Annotated in this window: 13 protein-coding genes; 3 read left to right on the plus strand and 10 right to left on the minus strand. The window is 74.0% G+C overall.

The window, feature by feature from the left end; genetic code table 11:
- Positions 1-25: 25 nt before the first annotated feature.
- The 7 genes from ACZ7RU_RS30115 to pdxH all read right to left on the minus strand — a co-directional run bounded on the left by ACZ7RU_RS30115 (position 26) and on the right by pdxH (position 9,807).
- Positions 26-211, minus strand: coding sequence for a hypothetical protein (locus ACZ7RU_RS30115; protein ID WP_049660424.1), 186 nt, complete (start codon positions 209-211; stop codon positions 26-28).
- Positions 212-524: 313 nt separating this feature from the next.
- Positions 525-1,640 carry an aKG-HExxH-type peptide beta-hydroxylase gene (locus tag ACZ7RU_RS30120; protein ID WP_470344122.1) on the minus strand — a complete coding sequence of 372 codons (1,116 nt, stop codon included), beginning with the start codon at positions 1,638-1,640 and terminating at the stop codon, positions 525-527.
- Positions 1,641-1,913: 273 nt separating this feature from the next.
- Positions 1,914-3,146 carry an FxsB family cyclophane-forming radical SAM/SPASM peptide maturase gene (locus ACZ7RU_RS30125; RefSeq protein WP_470344123.1) on the minus strand — a complete coding sequence of 411 codons (1,233 nt, stop codon included), beginning with the start codon at positions 3,144-3,146 and terminating at the stop codon, positions 1,914-1,916.
- A 45-nt stretch (positions 3,147-3,191) separates the two neighbouring features.
- Positions 3,192-7,205, minus strand: coding sequence for an FxSxx-COOH system tetratricopeptide repeat protein (gene fxsT, locus ACZ7RU_RS30130; protein WP_470344124.1), 4,014 nt, complete (start codon positions 7,203-7,205; stop codon positions 3,192-3,194).
- Positions 7,195-8,598: a TIR-like protein FxsC gene (locus ACZ7RU_RS30135; RefSeq protein ID WP_470344125.1), complete on the minus strand. Its 1,404-nt coding sequence runs from the start codon at positions 8,596-8,598 to the stop codon at positions 7,195-7,197. Before ACZ7RU_RS30135 ends, fxsT begins: the two co-directional genes overlap by 11 nt.
- Positions 8,599-8,838: 240 nt before the next feature.
- On the minus strand, positions 8,839-9,030 hold the full coding sequence (fxsA, locus tag ACZ7RU_RS30140) for an FxSxx-COOH cyclophane-containing RiPP peptide (protein WP_049656076.1): 192 nt from the start codon (positions 9,028-9,030) through the stop codon (positions 8,839-8,841).
- 144 nt (positions 9,031-9,174) lie between these two features.
- A complete protein-coding gene (pdxH, locus tag ACZ7RU_RS30145) occupies positions 9,175-9,807 on the minus strand; it encodes a pyridoxamine 5'-phosphate oxidase (RefSeq protein WP_470344238.1) in 633 nt (210 codons plus the stop codon).
- A 424-nt stretch (positions 9,808-10,231) separates the two neighbouring features.
- Here pdxH and ACZ7RU_RS30150 point away from each other — a divergent pair, with 424 nt between their 5' ends.
- Both ACZ7RU_RS30150 and serC read left to right on the plus strand, forming a co-directional pair.
- Positions 10,232-11,332: a citrate synthase 2 gene (locus ACZ7RU_RS30150; protein ID WP_470344126.1), complete on the plus strand. Its 1,101-nt coding sequence runs from the start codon at positions 10,232-10,234 to the stop codon at positions 11,330-11,332.
- Between the two features lie 173 nt (positions 11,333-11,505).
- The gene (gene serC / locus ACZ7RU_RS30155) at positions 11,506-12,624 is read left to right on the plus strand and encodes a phosphoserine transaminase (protein WP_470344127.1); all 1,119 of its coding nucleotides are present in this window, start codon (positions 11,506-11,508) and stop codon (positions 12,622-12,624) included.
- A 303-nt stretch (positions 12,625-12,927) separates the two neighbouring features.
- Here the strand turns inward: serC and thpR are convergent, their stop codons facing one another.
- Positions 12,928-13,515: an RNA 2',3'-cyclic phosphodiesterase gene (gene thpR / locus ACZ7RU_RS30160; RefSeq protein ID WP_470344128.1), complete on the minus strand. Its 588-nt coding sequence runs from the start codon at positions 13,513-13,515 to the stop codon at positions 12,928-12,930.
- A gap of 46 nt (positions 13,516-13,561) precedes the next feature.
- Here thpR and ACZ7RU_RS30165 point away from each other — a divergent pair, with 46 nt between their 5' ends.
- A complete protein-coding gene (locus ACZ7RU_RS30165) occupies positions 13,562-14,080 on the plus strand; it encodes a GNAT family N-acetyltransferase (RefSeq protein WP_470344129.1) in 519 nt (172 codons plus the stop codon).
- A 61-nt stretch (positions 14,081-14,141) separates the two neighbouring features.
- On the opposite strand, the gene ACZ7RU_RS30170 is transcribed toward ACZ7RU_RS30165, so the two are convergent.
- Together ACZ7RU_RS30170 and ACZ7RU_RS30175 are read right to left on the minus strand one after the other, a co-directional pair.
- Positions 14,142-15,656 (minus strand): MFS transporter, encoded by a 1,515-nt coding sequence (locus ACZ7RU_RS30170; RefSeq protein ID WP_470344130.1) that lies wholly within the window; start codon positions 15,654-15,656, stop codon positions 14,142-14,144.
- Between the two features lie 122 nt (positions 15,657-15,778).
- On the minus strand, positions 15,779-16,213 hold the full coding sequence (locus ACZ7RU_RS30175; RefSeq protein WP_030235202.1) for a MarR family winged helix-turn-helix transcriptional regulator: 435 nt from the start codon (positions 16,211-16,213) through the stop codon (positions 15,779-15,781).
- Between the last annotated feature and the right edge of the window lie 65 nt (positions 16,214-16,278).

Genomic DNA, 16,278 nt, shown 5'->3' on the forward strand with positions numbered 1-16,278 from the left:
GGTTCCGCTCGGCGTTCCGGGTCGGTCAGATCGAGGAGTTGAAGGCAGCGACCGGCACGAGGCCGGAGTCCGCGCCGGGGAGCGCGCGCTGGAGCCGGGAGGCGAGCTCTTCCGCGCCGAGCGCGGCGAGATCGGCGAGCGAGGGGCGTTCCGGCGTCTCCTGAGGGTCAGTGAGCTTGCCGGCCGGCCTGGTGCTGGTTACCGGAGTCATGTTCGTTTCCTTAGGCGCGGTTAGGACCTGCCGAGGGTGGGTAAGCCCACCCGATTGCGACCAATGTAGTGCCCGCGAAGACTCCGCGCGGCACCTTGCGGACCCAAGTTGGGCTGCCCAGGCGGCCGACGTCGCACGACGGCGCGATGAACCCCCAGAATTCACCCGTTCAGCGGTCGCGCACTTCGCCGTGGCGCACGCCGAAGCGTGCCGCCAGGGCGAAAATGTGGACCGGTGGCTGGGCACACCCCGGAAGTGCCCTGCGGATCCCCCGGACAACCGCCCCATCCGGCCGAGCATCCGCCGCCCGACTTCATTCCCCCGACCCGCCGGACTCCCCCGGCCCGCCGAGCGTCCCCGACTCCCCCAGCCCCCGGACGGTCCGCACCAGCTCCTCGGTGAACTCCACCCCGCTCACCGTCAGTTCACCGCAGCCCAGGAGCGTCTCCCCGGCACTCAGGGTGTGCGCCCGCCAGCGGACGAACTCCCCGTACGCGCGGTCGGCTCCCCCCTCCTCGCCAGCCTCCCCGGCCGCCGCCTCCGCCCGCCAGAAGTCCGCCACCCCCAGGTGCGCGTACGCCCCCTGGAGCAGCGCCCCGGCCGGGCGCAGGTCCGGCCGCCAGGGGGCGTGGTGGACGGCCGGCCCGTTGGGGCGGTGCAGCGGCACCAGGTCCAGCAGAGCACCGAGTTGGACGTGCAGGAACTCGTGCACCAGGGCCAGCGCCAGCAGCACCGGATCGCCCGGCAGCGAGGCCGCCACCGCGCCGTACGCCCGCCGCGCGGCAGCGCTGACCGCCTCGCCGCCGGGGGCGGGCCGCAGCGGCACGACGGTGGTCACGCAGGCCGCGACCGCCTGGGCGTAGCGGCGGTGCCGGCGCACCAGGATGTCCCACGCCTCGGACAATCCCCGTTCCCAGAGCGCGAGTTCCGCGCCGCCGAGCGGACCGGCCGGCGGCCGCCCGTAGTCCACCCGGCGCGGCCCGCGGTGGTCGACCGACGGCGCCCAGCGCAGCCCGTCACACTCCAGCGCGAGGACCGGCCCGGGGCCCGGACGGAGGAACTCGCCCAGCTCGCCCAGCGGAACGTCCTCCCCCGCCGCCGCACCGCGCAGGCAGTCGGCCGCCCAGGCGTCCAACTCCGGCCGCAGCAACACCTCTTCCCACCGCGCCCGGTCGTCCCGCTGCAAGGCCCGCACCCGGCCGTACGCCTCCCGGTAGCCCTCGTGCTCCGGCACCGCCCGCCGCAACGCCAGCAACAGCAGCGCCCGCTTGCTCAACTGCCCCGCCCGCAGCAGCCGGACCGCCTCCGCCCCGCCACGCGCCCCGGCGATCGCCCGGAACGTCGCCCGGTCCACACCGTGCCGCGGCAGCCCGTCCACCCCCCGCGCACCCGGCACCCAGGCCGCCACCACCTCACCCGTACCCGCCACCGCTCCTCCTCCGCACCGGCCCATCCGCCCCGCAGTCTCCCCCCGCCACCCCGAACAATCCGCCCGACGACGCCCCATAACCCGAACGGCCGACCCCTCCAGCGGGCCCGCGCGCCCGCAGCACCCCCACCCACCCACCCCTCCCACCCAGCGAGAGGGACGCGCTGCGGAAGGAGGCGGCGCAGGGGGTGGGTGCGGAGAGGGGCGTGACGGGTGATTTTCAGACTGCCAACGCACCCAACGACCCCACCCACGCCACCGGCAGTCTGAAAATCATCCAGCCCCCGCAGCACCCACCCCCGGAGCCGCCCCCGACCCCCCACCCTCCCGAAAGCCCGAACCCCGACCCCCGACCCCCAGGAGCCCCGCCCGCAACCGCCCCGCAATGTGCCGGATCAACCGGTCCAAGTCCCCGCAGTACACCGACGGATGCCCGAACCCGTCCCCCGCGTACCGGTGCGCGTACAGCCCCCCGCCGCACACCCTCGCCAACGGGCAGCCCCCGCAGACCGGCCCGAGCCCCGCAAGCCCGCGCTGACGGGCCCGGAAGGCCGGGTGCGCGGCCGCCCGCGCGAAGCCGTGCCGCCACACGTCCAGCCCCGTCCCCGGGGCTCCCTCGTACGCCACCTTGAGGCTGTCCGCCTGCTCGATCGCCCCGTCCGCCTCGACCACCACCAGGTCGACGGGCGCCAGCCCGACCGCCTCGCTGGCCGCCCGCCCGCCGAGCAGCAGCACCGCCAGCTCCTCGAACAGCCGCACCCCGGTCTCCCGGCGCGGCGCGTCGTACCAGCGGTCGAAGGCGGCGATCAGCCACTCCCCGTACGGCGCCGGCTCCGGCTCCGCGCCCGACGGCGGCGCGTCCGGCACCGGCCGCGGCGGCACGCCCGGCGGCGGCTCGCGCCAGGTCGCGTGCGGCAGCAGCAGGTCGAGCCGGGGCGGCGCGAACTCCAGCAGCGCCTCGTAGGTGGCCACCGGGTCCGACGCCAGGTCGACCACGCACAGCAGCCCGGCGAACAGCTCCCGGTGCCGGTCCGAGCCGAGCAGCCGCACCGCCTCGGCGGTCCGCGCCCAGCTGCCCGCGCCGGACGGCAGCCGGCGGTGCCGGTCGTGGTCGGCCCGGGCGCCGTCCAGCGAGACCCCGACCGCGACCCGGTGGCGGTGCAGCACGTCGAGCAGCGCCGGTTCGTCCAGCAGCCGCAGCCCGTTGGTCTGCGCGGTGAACCGCACCCGGGGCCGGACGGCCGCCAACTCGCCCAGCAGCGCGTCCAGGTGGGCCGCGCCGACGAGCAGCGGCTCACCGCCGTGCAGCACCACGGAGACCTCGTCCAGCCCGTGTTCGGCCGCGTGCTCGTCGATCCGCCGGGCGGTGCGGCGGGCGGTCGCGAGTTCCATCCGCCGCGGCCGCCCGCGCCAGCTCTGGTCCGCGCCCTCGTACACGTAGCAGTAGTCGCAGGCCAGGTTGCACCGACTGTGGATCTTCAGCAGGAACTGCCGGAACGGCACCATGCCGGTGAGCCTAAGGCCTGGAGAACCGGGCCGCCTGACCTCCCGTCACACGTGCGGCGGCTCCACGTCCGAGTCCAGCCGCGTCCCGGCCCGCACCGCGATCGTCGTCGGGTGCTCCTCCCCCAGGGTGAGCCGGGCCCGCCGGATGCAGTCCGCCCGCAGCTCCGCGGCCCGCTCGGCGTACCCGAGGGCGGCCAACGAGAGCGAGAGGTTGGAGTTGATGCCGATGGAGTCGTAGTGGTCCTGCCCGAGGGCCTCGCACATCAGCGGCGCGGCCTCCAGCTCCAGGTCGAGCGCCGCCTGGAGCTCCCCGCCCAGCGACAGGTCGTTGGCGTGGTTCATCATCGCGATCGGGATGTAGAGGTGGTGCGCGCCGAGGACGGTGCGGAACTGCGCCAGGGTACGGCCGGACAGCTCGCGCGCCTCCGCCGTGCGCCCCGCCAGCCGCAGGTACACCGAGAGGTTGTTGGCGCCGGCCAGCGTCACCGGGTGGGTCTCGCCCAGGTAGTCGCGGTAGCGCGCGAGGGCCCGTTCGGCCAGCGGGATCGCCCGCCCGGTGTCGCCGAGCGCGTTGAGGTCGCTGGCCAGGTTGGTGGCGGCGGCCAGGGTGTCGGGGTGCTCGGCGCCGTTGATGTCCAGGTAGCGCTGGTAGATGTCCTCGTCGATCTCCAGCGCCTCGTGGTAGCGGCCGGCCCGGCGCAGCGCCACCGCGAGGTTCTTGCGGGCGCGCAGGGTGTCGGTGTGGCTGTCGCCGATGGTCTGCTGGTAGATCCGGACGGTCTCCTCCAGCAGGTCCAGTGCCTCCCGCAGCCGCCCGGTCTCGCGCAGGTCGCGGGCGTAGTTGGAGGCCGAGGAGAGCGCGTAGAGGCTGTGCGCGCCGAGCGCGTCGCGCTGCTGGAGGTAGTTGCTGCGGTGCCGTTCCAGGGCGGCCCGGCGGTCGCCGGCCAGGTAGTCGGAGACGGCGAGGTTGTTGGTGATCATCAGGGTGCGCGGGTGGTCCGGGCCGAGGGTACGGCGGGCGGCGTCCAGGGTGCGGCGGTCGAGCGCCCGGGCCTCGTCGTAGCGGCCGAGGAAGCGCAGGTCGGCGCCGAGGCTGTTGGCGACGGCGAGGGTGTGCGAGTGCTCCGGGCCCAGGGTCGCGGTGAAGCGCTCCAGGATGTCCCGGTCCATCTCGTACGCCTCCTGGAGGGCGCCCTGGGAGCGGCGGATGTTGCTCAGCTGGGTGCGCAGCATGAGCGTCTGGGCGTCGTTGTCGACGTCGAACCCGGGCCCGCCGTAGCCGTCCTGGCGCCAGTGCTCCAGGGTCCGTTCGGCCAGTTCCCGGCCGGACTCGTGCAGGCTGCGCTTCCACTGGTAGCGGACCGAGTCGATGATCCACTGCCGGACGTCCTCGTCGGCGCTGTCGAGCGCCCCGGACGGCCAGAGGTGGGGCAGGAGTTCGGCGTACTCGGCCCAGTTCACCGGGACGTCCGGGTCGCCGGGGTTGGCGGTGGCGAGCGCGGCGTGGACGACGCCGCGCAGTTCGGCCCGCCGCTCCTCCTCGACCTGGTCCCGCAGCACCGCCTGGACGAGCCGGTGCACGGTGATGGTCTCGCTGCCCTGGTCGGTGCGGGCGAGCCCGAACCGGTTGATGGCGCGCAGGAACTCGCCGATCGCGAGCTTGTCGCGGGGCGCGCGCGGGGGCAGCCGCAGGGCGCGGGTGACGGCCCGGCTGTAGAGCAGCCGCATCGGGATGGCGTCCGGGCCGAAGAAGGCGCAGATCTCCAGGATCTGGGCGGCCGGGGCGTTCATCCGGCGCAGCTCCTCGACCGAGATGCGCCAGGTCGCGGCGGCCGAGTGCGGGTAGTCGGCGGCGCGCAGCCGGGTGCGCTCCAGCATCTCGGTGAGCTCTTCGTCGAGCAGTTCGAGGTAGGTGGCGATCGGCATCGACGTCTCCTGGAGCCAGACGGCGGCCTGGCCGACGGCGAGCGGCAGGTCGCCGAGGCGGTGCGCGACCTGGTCGGCGTCCTCCGACGAGAGGCCGCCGTTGAAGCGGCGCAGCAGCCGGACGCTCTCCTCGCGGAGGAAGACGTCGACCTCCACCAGGCCGGCGTGCCGGGCCCAGCCCTGGTTGCGGGAGGTGATCAGCACGTGCCCGCCGGAGGAGCCGGCCGGCTGCCAGGGGGCGAGCTCCTCGGGGGTGCCGGCGTTGTCGAAGACGAGCAGCCAGCGGCGGTACGGCTGGCCGCGGCGCAGCGCGTCGAGCACGGCGGCGGCGGTGTGCGCGACGTCGTCGCTGGTGGGCACGCCGAGCCGGGGCGCGAGTTCGGCGAGCTTCTGCGGGATGTTGGCGGGCTCCTCGGCGGGCACCCACCAGACCACGTCGTACGCGGCCTTGAAGCGGTGCGCGTACTCGGCGGCGATCTGGGACTTGCCGGCGCCGCCGAAGCCGTAGAGCACCTGGCTGAGCACGGCGGTGGGCCCGCCGGTGAAGCGGTTGCGGAGCAGTTCCAGCAGCCTGCCGCGACCGATGAAGGCGGCGTTGCGCGAAGGCGCGTCCTGGACCTGCGGGGCGGTGCCGGGGAACCGCGCGGGGGCGACGAACTCGCCGCTGTCGGTGTCGGGTTGGCGGTTGCTGCCGGGCGGCGGGCCGAACTCGGCGTAGAGCTGGGACTCGGCGCCGACCGCGGAGGAGCGGACCAGGTCGGGCACGGCCTGCCCGGCGAACGGGCGGGGCACCGGTTCGTCGGAGTCCTGGAGCCGGAAGGAGACCAGGGCCGGTGAGCCGGAGGCCAGTTCGCGCCCCTGCAGACCCTGCCAGACCTCGGCGGCGCGGGGCAGCGCGGTGTACTCGGGCGAGAGGAGCGCGAGCAGCCGGCCCTGGCCGTCGACCGGTCCGGCGACCTCCGGCGGCCTGGGGCCGGCGTAGGTCTCGGCGGCGCTGTGCAGGGAGGTCTGGTAGCCGAAGCGGGTGAGCGTCCCGGCGGCCCACTCGGCCCACATCCGGTCCTCGGGGGCGTAGCTGACGAACACCTGGCGGGGCACCGCGCGGGCGGAGCGCAGGTAGGCGCCGTAGAGCCGGCGGCGGGTCTCGGGGGTGAGCGGGCGCAGGGTGCGGACCCGCCCTTCGGTGATCCAGCCGGCCAGCCGTTCGAAGGCGTTGAGCAGGCTGCGGGCCTCCTGCGGCCGGTCGGCGACGGTGGCGGGCACCTCCTCGTAGGCGTAGAAGGGCTTGTACGGCACCTCGACGTCGGCCCAGTAGCCGGCCCGGCGGTCGCCGGCCAGCCAGCGGCCGAGGTAGGGGGCGAAGGCCTCGCGGGCGTAGTCGCGGCCGGCCTCCAAGCGCTCCTGCTCGGCGTCCTCGACCCGCATCGGCACCGGCAGCACCCGGATCGCGCGCTCCTCGGCCTCGGCGATGGCGCGGGCGGCGTCGACGCCGCCGCGGATGTTCTGGGCGCTGAAGGTGAAGCAGTCCACCACGGTGTCCGGCATCAGGACGGTGCAGATGCCGGAGGTGTCGCTGACGCCGGTGCGGCTGTCGATGAGCACGTAGTCGTAGCCGCGGGCCCAGCGGTCGCGCAGTTCGCGCAGGAACTCGCCGCCGCGGATGTCCCGGCCGTGGTAGAAGCTGCGCCAGTTGAAGCTGGTGACGGCGGCGGCGTAGGCGGCGTTCTGCCGGCCGGCGGGCAGGAAGTCGAGCCGGCCGCCGGGCGGCAGGTCGAGGGCGAGGCCGCAGACGTAGCCGTCCAGCCGCCCGGGCTCGTCCAGCCATGCGGCCGGGGACTGCCCGACCGGCCCGGCGGCGGAGGGCAGTGCCTGCCGGACGTAGGAGCGCAGCAGGTCGATCAGGCCGTCGGTGGAGTGCAGTTCCGGGTCGACCAGCAGCGGGTGGTAGTAGCGGTGGAGGCCGGGCGCCTCCAGGTCCCAGTCGACGACCAGGACGCGCAGGCCGCGGCTGGCGAGGATCCAGCCGACGTTGGCGAGCGCCATGGTGCGGCCGGTGCCGCCCTTGAAGGAGTAGAACGTGACGACCGATCCCGGTCCGCCGCGCTCCGGCTGTGCGCCGGGCTCAGTGGTCATCGTGCTTCTCCCCCCTCAGCGGGGCGGTGTCCTTGCCCCGTCTCTGGTGCGGCAGGTCCGTGGAACCCGGGCGGCCCCGGTCGACGCGTGCGGGCTCCTGGCGGGGTCCCGGCGGGCCGGCCGGGATGGCCAGCCCGGGCATCGCCGGGCCGGTGTCCGGGCCGCCGCCGGGGCCGAAGCCGAAGGCGTCGCCGCCATCGTCCCCCCAATCCAGGTTGTCGTCCATGAGCTTGTTCTGAGCCACCGTCACCATGATGGTGAGGTCGTTGTCGAAGCTCTCCCGGCTCACTTTGACCCGGAACAAGTGCTCCAGGTCGCTCCGGCGCAGCCAGTTGCGCCGGAACACGTCGCGCACGCCCGCCCAGAGCGCGTCGCGCCCCGGCCCGTCGGCCGGGTCGTCGCTGCCGGTGGGCACCATCACGCCGGTGACCGGGTGGTTCTGCTCGTCGTACGCGCGCAGCGCGGTGCGGTAGCGCTCGCCGCCGGCCACCCAGGGGTCCACCAGCAGGATGCTGACCTGGCTGTCCTCGCGGGCCTGGTCGAGCTTGTCGGCGAGGGCGGCGTCGATCTCCTCCAGCGTGGTGGTGTGCCCGGCGCCGGTGATCACCTGCTGGGCGCGGGCCGCCAGCGACGGCTGGGTGGGCGGGTGGTACGGCGCCCAGTGCCACGGTTTGGCGCCGTACCAGCCGCCCGCGCGGGAGCCGCCCGCGGCGGCGCGCTCCGAGGCCCGCCCGGCCGCGATGAACAGCCGCACCATCCCGGGGGCGGACGCCGCGGGGGGCGCCGCCGGGGGCGGGAAGTAGCCGCGCACGGCGCCGAGGTCGAACTCGGGCAGTTCGCCGAGCCGGCGCGCGGCCGCGTCCCGGACCCGCTCCGCGACCACCCGGACGACCTGCTCGTACGCCCCGCCCTGCGCGGTGCGCAGCAGGGCCCGCAGACCGTGCCGGGCGTAGGCCTCGCCCATGTCCGGCTGGGCCCACTGGATCTTGTTCACCTCGTCGGCCAGCTCGCCCGGCTCGACGGGCTCCCAGAGCACCGGGACGAGCGCCGAGATGAGCTCCCCGGTGTCCTCGTGGTGGCGGCGGACCCGGCCGCGGAAGGCGGTCCACTCCTTGCCGCAGTAGAGGCTGGCGAAGTAGGCCGGGGAGTAGAGCGCGACCATGGTCCGGCTGCGGCCGAGCATCGTCGCCAGCTTCTCGGCCCAGTCGTCGCCCAGGCGCAGCTGTTCGGTGTCCCGGTAGGCCAGTTCCTCGACGCGCACGGCGGCGCCGACCATCCGGCCGAGTTCGTCCCGCAGGTCGTTGAAGAACTGGTTGACGAAGGCGTCCTCGGCCTCGAAGTCCCGGCGCGCGTAGCTGAAGAAGAAGTACGGCCGGTGCTGTTCGTGCTCCATCACCTGTTCCCCCCGTGCCCGACGGTCCGCGACGGCGCTGGTTTCATACCCCAGCATGTCGCGAACTCCACCGTCCACGCGGGCGAGTTGGCGGATTCGGCGGCCCCGGGGGTTTAGCCGGTGGTCAGGCGCACTCCCCCGGCCGGGAGTGCTCCGGCGCTCGGGGGCGCACCCACGGGGGCGCTCGGCGCCCGGGGGATCGCCGCGCCGGACGAGGGGGCGCGGGCGCCCGGTGGCGCGCTACCGGTCGAGGGCCGACTGGAAGGCGGCGAGCGGCTCCGCGCCGGGGGTCAGGGCGTCCGCGACCACCCGGCGCAGCAGGTCGCCGAGGACGGTGTCCGGCAGGGCGTCGAGTTCGTCGAGCGGCAGGGCGGCGACGTCGACCAGGTCAGAGCCGAGTCCAGCGGCGGTTTCCGCACCGGTGACGCCCATCAGTCCCTCACTCGATCGTGTCGGCACAGCGGGCTGCCGGCCGGAAACGCATCGACCCAGGTCCGCGACGGGCATCCTACACCCGGGGGGTGACGGCCCATCAGCTCCGCGCGGGCGCCGCGCGGCGGCCGTGGGCCGAACGGATCACGGGCAGAGCCGCTCCACCCGCCACCCCGTCGGGCTGGACGGGTCGGCGACGTAGCGGAGCCGGTCGTGCAGGCGGTTCTCCCGGCCCTGCCAGAACTCGACACTCCGCGGCACCACCCGGTACCCGCCCCAGAACGGCGGGACGGGCACCCCCTCGCCCTCCGGGTAGCGCCGCTCCAGCTCGGCGTAGCGCTGTTCGAGGACCTCCCGGCCGCCGACCGGGCTGGACTGCTCGCTGGCCCAGGCACCCAGCTGGGAGCCGTGCGGGCGGGTGCGGAAGTAGGCGGCGGTCTCGTCCCGGCCGACCTTCTCCACCCGGCCCTGGACGATCACCTGGCGGGCCAGCGCGATCCACGGGAACAGCAGCCCGGCGTGCGGGTTGGCGGCCAGTTCGGCCCCCTTGCGGGAGCCGTAGTTGGTGAAGAAGACGAAGCCGCGCAGGTCGTAGCCCTTGAGCAGGACGGTGCGGGAGCTGGGCCGCCCCTCGGCGTCGGCGGTGGAGAGCACCATCGCGTTGGGTTCCACCACCCCGGCGTCGTCCGCCTCGTGGAACCAGCGGGTGAACTGGCCGATCGGCTCGGGCGCGAGCTGCTCCTCGACCAGGCCCTCGTGGCTGTAGTGCTTGCGCATCACGGTGAGGTCCGGGCCGGGGCGGGCCTCGTCGGCCAGGATCCGGTAGGCGGGGCTCGGGGGCGTCGACTGGGCGTGATCCGGGGTCTGCACGCCAACATCATCCCGTACGACAAGCAACGGGGACCGCTTCCTCCGGACAAACCTCGGTGGGAGATAGGGTGACCCGCCACCGCTTGGCCGCCCGTCCTGCGGGGAATCGTCCGGAACCAGGCGTTTGGTTCCGGGGCTCCCGGGGCACGCCCGACCCCCCGACGGGAAAAGTCGAGCGGACTCGCGGGAAACATCACCATGGTGGTGTATGGCGCAATGCACCCCGTGCCTGTCACCCTGGCACCGAGTGCCAAACACCATTCGGTCACTGGCGCGCCGCCCCACCACGGCGGGTGCGCCGATCGCGGAACTGAACTGAAGGAGCCGTCGCATGTCCGATTTCGTACCCGGGCTTGAGGGAGTCGTCGCGTTCGAGAGCGAGATCGCCGAACCCGACCGTGAAGGCGGCGCCCTGCGGTACCGCGGTGTCGACATCGACGACCTGGTGGGCAACGTCTCCTTCGGCCACGTCTGGGGCCTGCTGGTGGACGGCAAGTTCAACCCCGGCCTGCCGGCCGCCGAGCCGTTCCCGATCCCGGTGCACTCCGGCGACATCCGGGTCGACGTGCAGTCGGCGCTCGCCATGCTCGCCCCGGTCTGGGGCCTCAAGCCGCTGCTGGACATCGACGCCGAGCAGGCCCGCGACGACCTCGCCCGGGCCGCCGTGATGGCGCTGTCCTACGTCGCCCAGTCGGCCCGCGGCCAGGGCCTGCCGATGGTCCCGCAGAGCGAGATCGACAAGGCCGAGACGGTCGTCGAGCGGTTCATGATCCGCTGGCGGGGCGAGCCGGACCCGAAGCACGTCAAGGCCGTCGACGCCTACTGGACCTCGGCCGCCGAGCACGGCATGAACGCCTCCACCTTCACCGCCCGGGTCATCGCCTCCACCGGCGCCGACGTCGCGGCCGCCCTCTCCGGCGCGGTCGGCGCGATGTCCGGCCCGCTGCACGGCGGCGCGCCGTCCCGCGTGCTCGGCATGATCGAGGAGATCGAGCGCACCGGCGACGCGACCGCCTGGGTCAAGAACGCCCTGGACAAGGGCGAGCGCCTGATGGGCTTCGGCCACCGCGTCTACCGCGCCGAGGACCCGCGCGCCCGCGTGCTGCGCCGCACCGCCAAGGAACTCGGCGCGCCGCGCTTCGAGGTCGCCGAGGCCCTGGAGAAGGCCGCGCTGGAGGAGCTGCACAACCGCCGCCCCGACCGCGTGCTGGCCACCAACGTCGAGTTCTGGGCCGCCATCATGCTGGACTTCGCCGAGGTCCCGGCGCACATGTTCACCTCGATGTTCACCTGCGCGCGCACCGCCGGCTGGTCGGCGCACATCCTGGAGCAGAAGCGCACGGGCCGACTCGTGCGCCCGTCCGCGCGCTACATCGGCCCCGGCCCGCGCCGCCCCGAGGAGATCGAGGGCTGGGACGCCATCGGCCGCTGACCGCCGCCGCGGGATACCGGACGAGCGTCCGGTCAGCACCTCTGAGCAGCGGGTCCGGCTCCGGCCGGGCCCGCTGTCGCACCTCCGCGACCGGTCCGCGAGCAGCCAAGATCACAGTCTCAGCGGGCGGACGACCGTACCCCGGAGGACCCCCCGGCCGGTAGGCTGCGCGCGTGGCTCAGATCCAGATCCCCGCTGACATCAAGCCCGCAGACGGCCGTTTCGGCTGCGGACCGTCCAAGGTGCGCCCCGAGGCCCTGAGTGCCCTCGCCGCCACCCAGACCTCCCTGCTCGGCACCTCGCACCGCCAGGCCCCGGTCAAGAACGTGGTCAAGCGCGTGCGCGAGGGCGTGAGCAGCCTGTTCTCGCTGCCGGACGGCTACCAGGTCGTCCTCGGCAACGGCGGCTCCACCGCCTTCTGGGACATCGCCGCCTTCGGCCTGGTGCGGGAGAAGTCCCAGCACCTGGACTTCGGCGAGTTCTCCTCGAAGTTCGCCTCCTCGGTCAAGGCCGCGCCGTGGCTCGGCGAGCCGACCGTGATCAAGACCGCCCCGGGCACCCACCCGCTGCCGGTCGCCGAGGCCGGCGTGGACGTCTACGGGCTCACCCACAACGAGACCTCGACCGGCGTCGCGATGCCGATCCGGCGCCCGGCCGGCGCGGACGAGGGGTCGCTGGTCCTGGTGGACGCCACCTCGGGCGCCGGCGGCCTCCCGGTGGACATCACCGAGACGGACGTCTACTACTTCGCCCCGCAGAAGTCCTTCGCCTCCGAGGGCGGCCTGTGGCTGGCCACCTTCTCCCCGGCCGCCCTGGAGCGCGCCGCCGAGATCGCCGGCTCCGGCCGCTACATCCCGCCGTTCTTCTCGCTGCCGACGGCCATCGACAACTCGTCGAAGGACCAGACGTACAACACCCCGTCGATCGCCACCCTCTTCCTGCTGGCCGACCAGCTGGAGTGGCTGAACGGCAACGGCGGCCTGGACTGGGCGGTCGCCCGCACCGCCGACTCCTCGTCCCGGCTGTACTCCTGGGCCGAGAAGTCCTCCTTCGCCGCCCCCTTCGTGGCGAACCCGGCCGAGCGCTCCCAGGTGGTCGGCACCATCGACTTCGACGAGTCGGTGGACGCCGCCGCGGTCGCCAAGGCACTGCGTGCCAACGGCATCGTGGACACCGAGCCGTACCGCAAGCTGGGCCGCAACCAGCTGCGCATCGCGATGTTCCCGGCGATCGACCCGGCGGACGTCGAGGCGCTCACCCACTGCATCGACTACGTGGTCGAGCAGCTCTGACCCGGTCCCCCGAGGACACGGCCGAGGGCCACCGCCGACGGGCGGTGGCCCTCTCGCCGTTCCGGGGCCGGGGCCCTTCGGCCGTTTCAGCCGCTACGGCCGCTACGGACTTCTCGGTCGTCGCGGCCGCCGCGGCTAGCGGCCGACCAGCGAGCTGATCAGCACGACGACCAGCATCAGCACCAGGGTGCCGGAGACGATGCGCATACGAGTCTTGGGATCCACGGTCAACGAGCGTACCTCCGGCTCCCCCGGGACTCCTCCCGGGCCCTGCCCCGAGGCCTCCCGGGGAGCCCCGGAAACTCAGCCCCAGTCCGCCAGCGGCCAGCTGCGCAGCGTCTCGTAGTGCGCGCCCCCGCCGCCCGGGTCGCTGCGGACCAGGTGCAGCTCGGCGGCCGTCCACTCCGGCCCCCGGTAGTCGGCCAGCGCCGCCACCATGCCGTCCAGCTCGGCCGCCGCGACCCGCTGCACGGCCCGCCGGTGGCCGCGCGAGGAGCCGGCCCGGGCGAGGGTGAGGTGCGGGTGGAAGGCGAAGTCGTCGGTCGCCCCGGTGACCTCGGCGGTGGCCTCGGACACGGCGTCGGCCAGCCGGCGCAGCGCCCAGGTCCGGCCCTCGACACCGGCCCAGAGCACCCGGTCGCCGAACCGGCCCGCGCCCGCGATCCGCAGCCGGTGCGCCGGGTTGACCTCGGTGACGGCGGCCAGGCCCGCCTCCAGCTCCGGAAGCCGCTCGGCCGGCACCTCGCCCAGGAAGGCCAGGGTCAGGTGCCAGCCGTCGACGCCGGTCCAGCGCAGCCGCTCCGCCCCGGGCAGCTCCCGCAGCGGCGCGACCGCGTCGAAGAGCCCCTGCAACGCCTCGGCCGACGGCAGCACCGCCACGAACAGCCTCATGGACCAATCTTCCCGCGCCCGGCGGTCTGGGGTAGAACGTTCTTCCATGAAGATCCGCAACGGGGGACCCGCAGACGTCCCCGACATCCTGTCCCTGCTCGACGGCGCCGTCTCCTGGCTGGCCGCCCAGGGCCGCACCGGCCAGTGGGGCGACCAGCCGTTCAGCACCAACCAGGCCCGGGTCGACCAGGTCTCCTCGTACGCGGAGGAGCCGTTCCTGATCCGCCTCGCCGAGGACGAGGACGGCCGGACGGTCGGCTGCTGCGTGCTCTCCGAGGACCGCGGCCGGTGGATCCCGGCCGTGGACGAGCGCGAGCTGTACGTCCGCAACCTGGTCACCGACCGCGACCGCAAGGGTTCCGGCATCGGCGCCGCGCTGATCGCCGACGCGATCGAGGAGGCCCGCCGGCGCGGCATCGGCCTGCTGCGGGTGGACTGCTACGGCGGCGCCGACCGCAAGCTGGTCGGCCGCTACCGGGCGCTCGGCTTCACCGAGACCGTGGCGTTCGAAGTCGACCAGCCGCACGGCGTCTGGCCCGGCCAGGTGCTGGAGATCCGCCTCTGACCGAAGGCCCACCCGGCTTCCCCGAAGGCCGACGAGGACTTCGGGGAAACCTGACGGGACGTCAGCAGGCCGGGGCCAGCTCCGACCTGCTCGCCGCACCGGTCCGCGGCACGAAGGCCACCACCCGGCCGCCGCGGCCCGGGTGCAGGTCGAACCGCACCCGCAGGTCCGCGCTGCGGGCCAGCACCAGGCCGACCGCGCCGGCCGCCGCCGCGGACACCAGCCCGCAGGCCAGCAGGCCGAGCCGGGGCCCGTACGAGGCGGTGACCCAGCCGACGATCGGGGCGCCGATCGGCGTGCCGCCGGTGAAGACCAGCACCAGCAGGCCCATCACCCGGCCGCGCACCTCGGGGTCGGTGGCCAGTTGCAGCGCGGCGTTGACCGAGGTGTTGAAGGTCAGCCCGAAGACCCCGATCAGCATCAGCAGCAGGGCGAAGGTCCAGTAGTCGGGCGCGAACGCGGCGACCACCTCCAGCGCGCCGAAGGCCAGCGCGGCGCCGACCAGCCGGCGCAGCCGCGGCGCGCCCCGGCGGGCGGCGAGCAGCGCACCGGTCAGCGAGCCGATCGCCATCGCGGTGTTCAGCAGGCCGTACTGGCCGGCGCCCACCTTGAAGGTGTCGTACGCGAACCCGGAGAGCAGTGTCGGGAAGTTGAAGCCGAAGGTGCCGATGAACCCGGCCAGCACCATCGGCCAGAGCAGTTCGGGCCGCTCCCTGACGTACCGCAGGCCCTCGCGCAACTGCCCCTTCTGGCGGGCGATCGGCTCGGTCGGGCGCAGTTCGCTCTCCCGCATCGCGAGCAGCCCGCCGATCACGGCGGCGAAGGACAGCGCGTTGACGGCGAACGCCCAGCCGCTGCCGACCGCGGCGATCAGCAGGCCCGCGACGGCGGGGCCGACCAACCGGGCGGTCTGGAAGTTGGCGGCGTTCAGGCTGACGGCGTTGGCGAGGTCCTTGGGCCCGACCATCTCGGAGACGAAGGCCTGCCGGGTCGGGTTGTCCACGACCGTGACCAGGCCGAGCAGCAGCGCGAAGGCGTACACGTAGTACGGCGTCACCAGGCCGCCGACGGTCAGCACCGCGAGGCCGGCGGCCAGCAGGCCCATCGCGCCCTGGGTGTAGATCAGCAGCCGGCGCTTGGGCATCCGGTCCGCGAGCACGCCGCCGAACAGGCCGAGCAGCAGCATCGGCAGGAACTGCATGGCGGTGGTGATGCCGACCGCGAGCGGGCTGCCGGTGAGGCTCAGCACCAGCCAGTCCTGGGCGATCCGCTGCATCCAGGTGCCGGTGTTGGACACCACCTGGCCGGCGAAGTAGTAGCGGTAGTTGCGAACGCGCAGTGAGGAGAACATCCCCCGGGGCCGGGTGAATTCGGCGCCCGTGGGAGACGTGGCCGAGTGGGTTCGGCCGGGAGCGGCGGGGTCCGCCGCGGTGCGTTCGTCGGGGTCGTCGTCGCCGTTGCCGGGCAGTCCCGCGGGGGCGGGCGCCTGGGCGTCGGCGGTCGCGGTGGCCGCGGCGGGGTGGGTGGTCGGGTCGTCGGTACGGATGGCGGCGCTGGCTGCGGCCGGCGGTGTCACGGTGGTCTCCCCTCGTGGCGCGACGGCCATGGCGGTGGCCGTCGCGCTCCTGGTGTCGGTGGTCGGTCCTGCGGTGATGCGGTGCTCCTCGTTCTTCCGGCGGCTTGCCGGATTCGGTGTGCCTAGAGGTGTGCGAGCTTGTAGAGCACGGGCGCGGCCTCCCTGAGGACGGCCCACTCCTCCTCGTCGAGCCCCTGGGCGAGCTCGGCGAGCCAGACGTTCCGGCGTCGACGACTCTCCGCGAGGATCGTCTCGGCCTGCTCGGTGCTGCTGACGACCACCTGGCGGCGGTCCTCGGGGTGCGGTTCGCGCCGCACCAGCCCCTTCTCCTCCAGCATCGCGACGATCCTGGTCATCGAAGGGGGCTGCACGTGCTCCTTCCGGGCGAGCTCACCCGGCGTCGCCTTCCCGCACCGGGCGAGGGTGCCCAGCACTCCCATCTCGGTGGGACTCAGCGACTCCTCCACCCGTTGGTGTTTGAGTCGTCGGGAGAGGCGCATCGTGGACGATCGCAGCTGACTGATCGCTGCGAGGTCCTGCTCGGACATCTCGGGCATCTCTTTAGCCTACGTCATTACTCTCGCTAAGGAAAATGAGATCCGCCGCCGTGCCGGAGGGTCAC

The organism is Kitasatospora sp. NPDC114501, from assembly GCF_055633695.1.

Bases quoted from the DNA above. Each gene is read 5' to 3' on its own strand.
- thpR (WP_470344128.1), bottom strand. From the start codon at position 13,515: ATGAGGCTGTTCGTGGCGGTGCTGCCGTCGGCCGAGGCGTTGCAGGGG.
- ACZ7RU_RS30175 (WP_030235202.1), bottom strand. From the start codon at position 16,213: ATGCCCGAGATGTCCGAGCAGGACCTCGCAGCGATCAGTCAGCTGCGA.
- ACZ7RU_RS30115 (WP_049660424.1), bottom strand. From the start codon at position 211: ATGACTCCGGTAACCAGCACCAGGCCGGCCGGCAAGCTCACTGACCCT.
- ACZ7RU_RS30125 (WP_470344123.1), bottom strand. From the start codon at position 3,146: ATGGTGCCGTTCCGGCAGTTCCTGCTGAAGATCCACAGTCGGTGCAAC.
- fxsT (WP_470344124.1), bottom strand. From the start codon at position 7,205: ATGACCACTGAGCCCGGCGCACAGCCGGAGCGCGGCGGACCGGGATCG.
- fxsA (WP_049656076.1), bottom strand. From the start codon at position 9,030: ATGGGCGTCACCGGTGCGGAAACCGCCGCTGGACTCGGCTCTGACCTG.
- ACZ7RU_RS30165 (WP_470344129.1), top strand. From the start codon at position 13,562: ATGAAGATCCGCAACGGGGGACCCGCAGACGTCCCCGACATCCTGTCC.
- ACZ7RU_RS30150 (WP_470344126.1), top strand. From the start codon at position 10,232: ATGTCCGATTTCGTACCCGGGCTTGAGGGAGTCGTCGCGTTCGAGAGC.
- pdxH (WP_470344238.1), bottom strand. From the start codon at position 9,807: ATGCGCAAGCACTACAGCCACGAGGGCCTGGTCGAGGAGCAGCTCGCG.
- ACZ7RU_RS30135 (WP_470344125.1), bottom strand. From the start codon at position 8,598: ATGGAGCACGAACAGCACCGGCCGTACTTCTTCTTCAGCTACGCGCGC.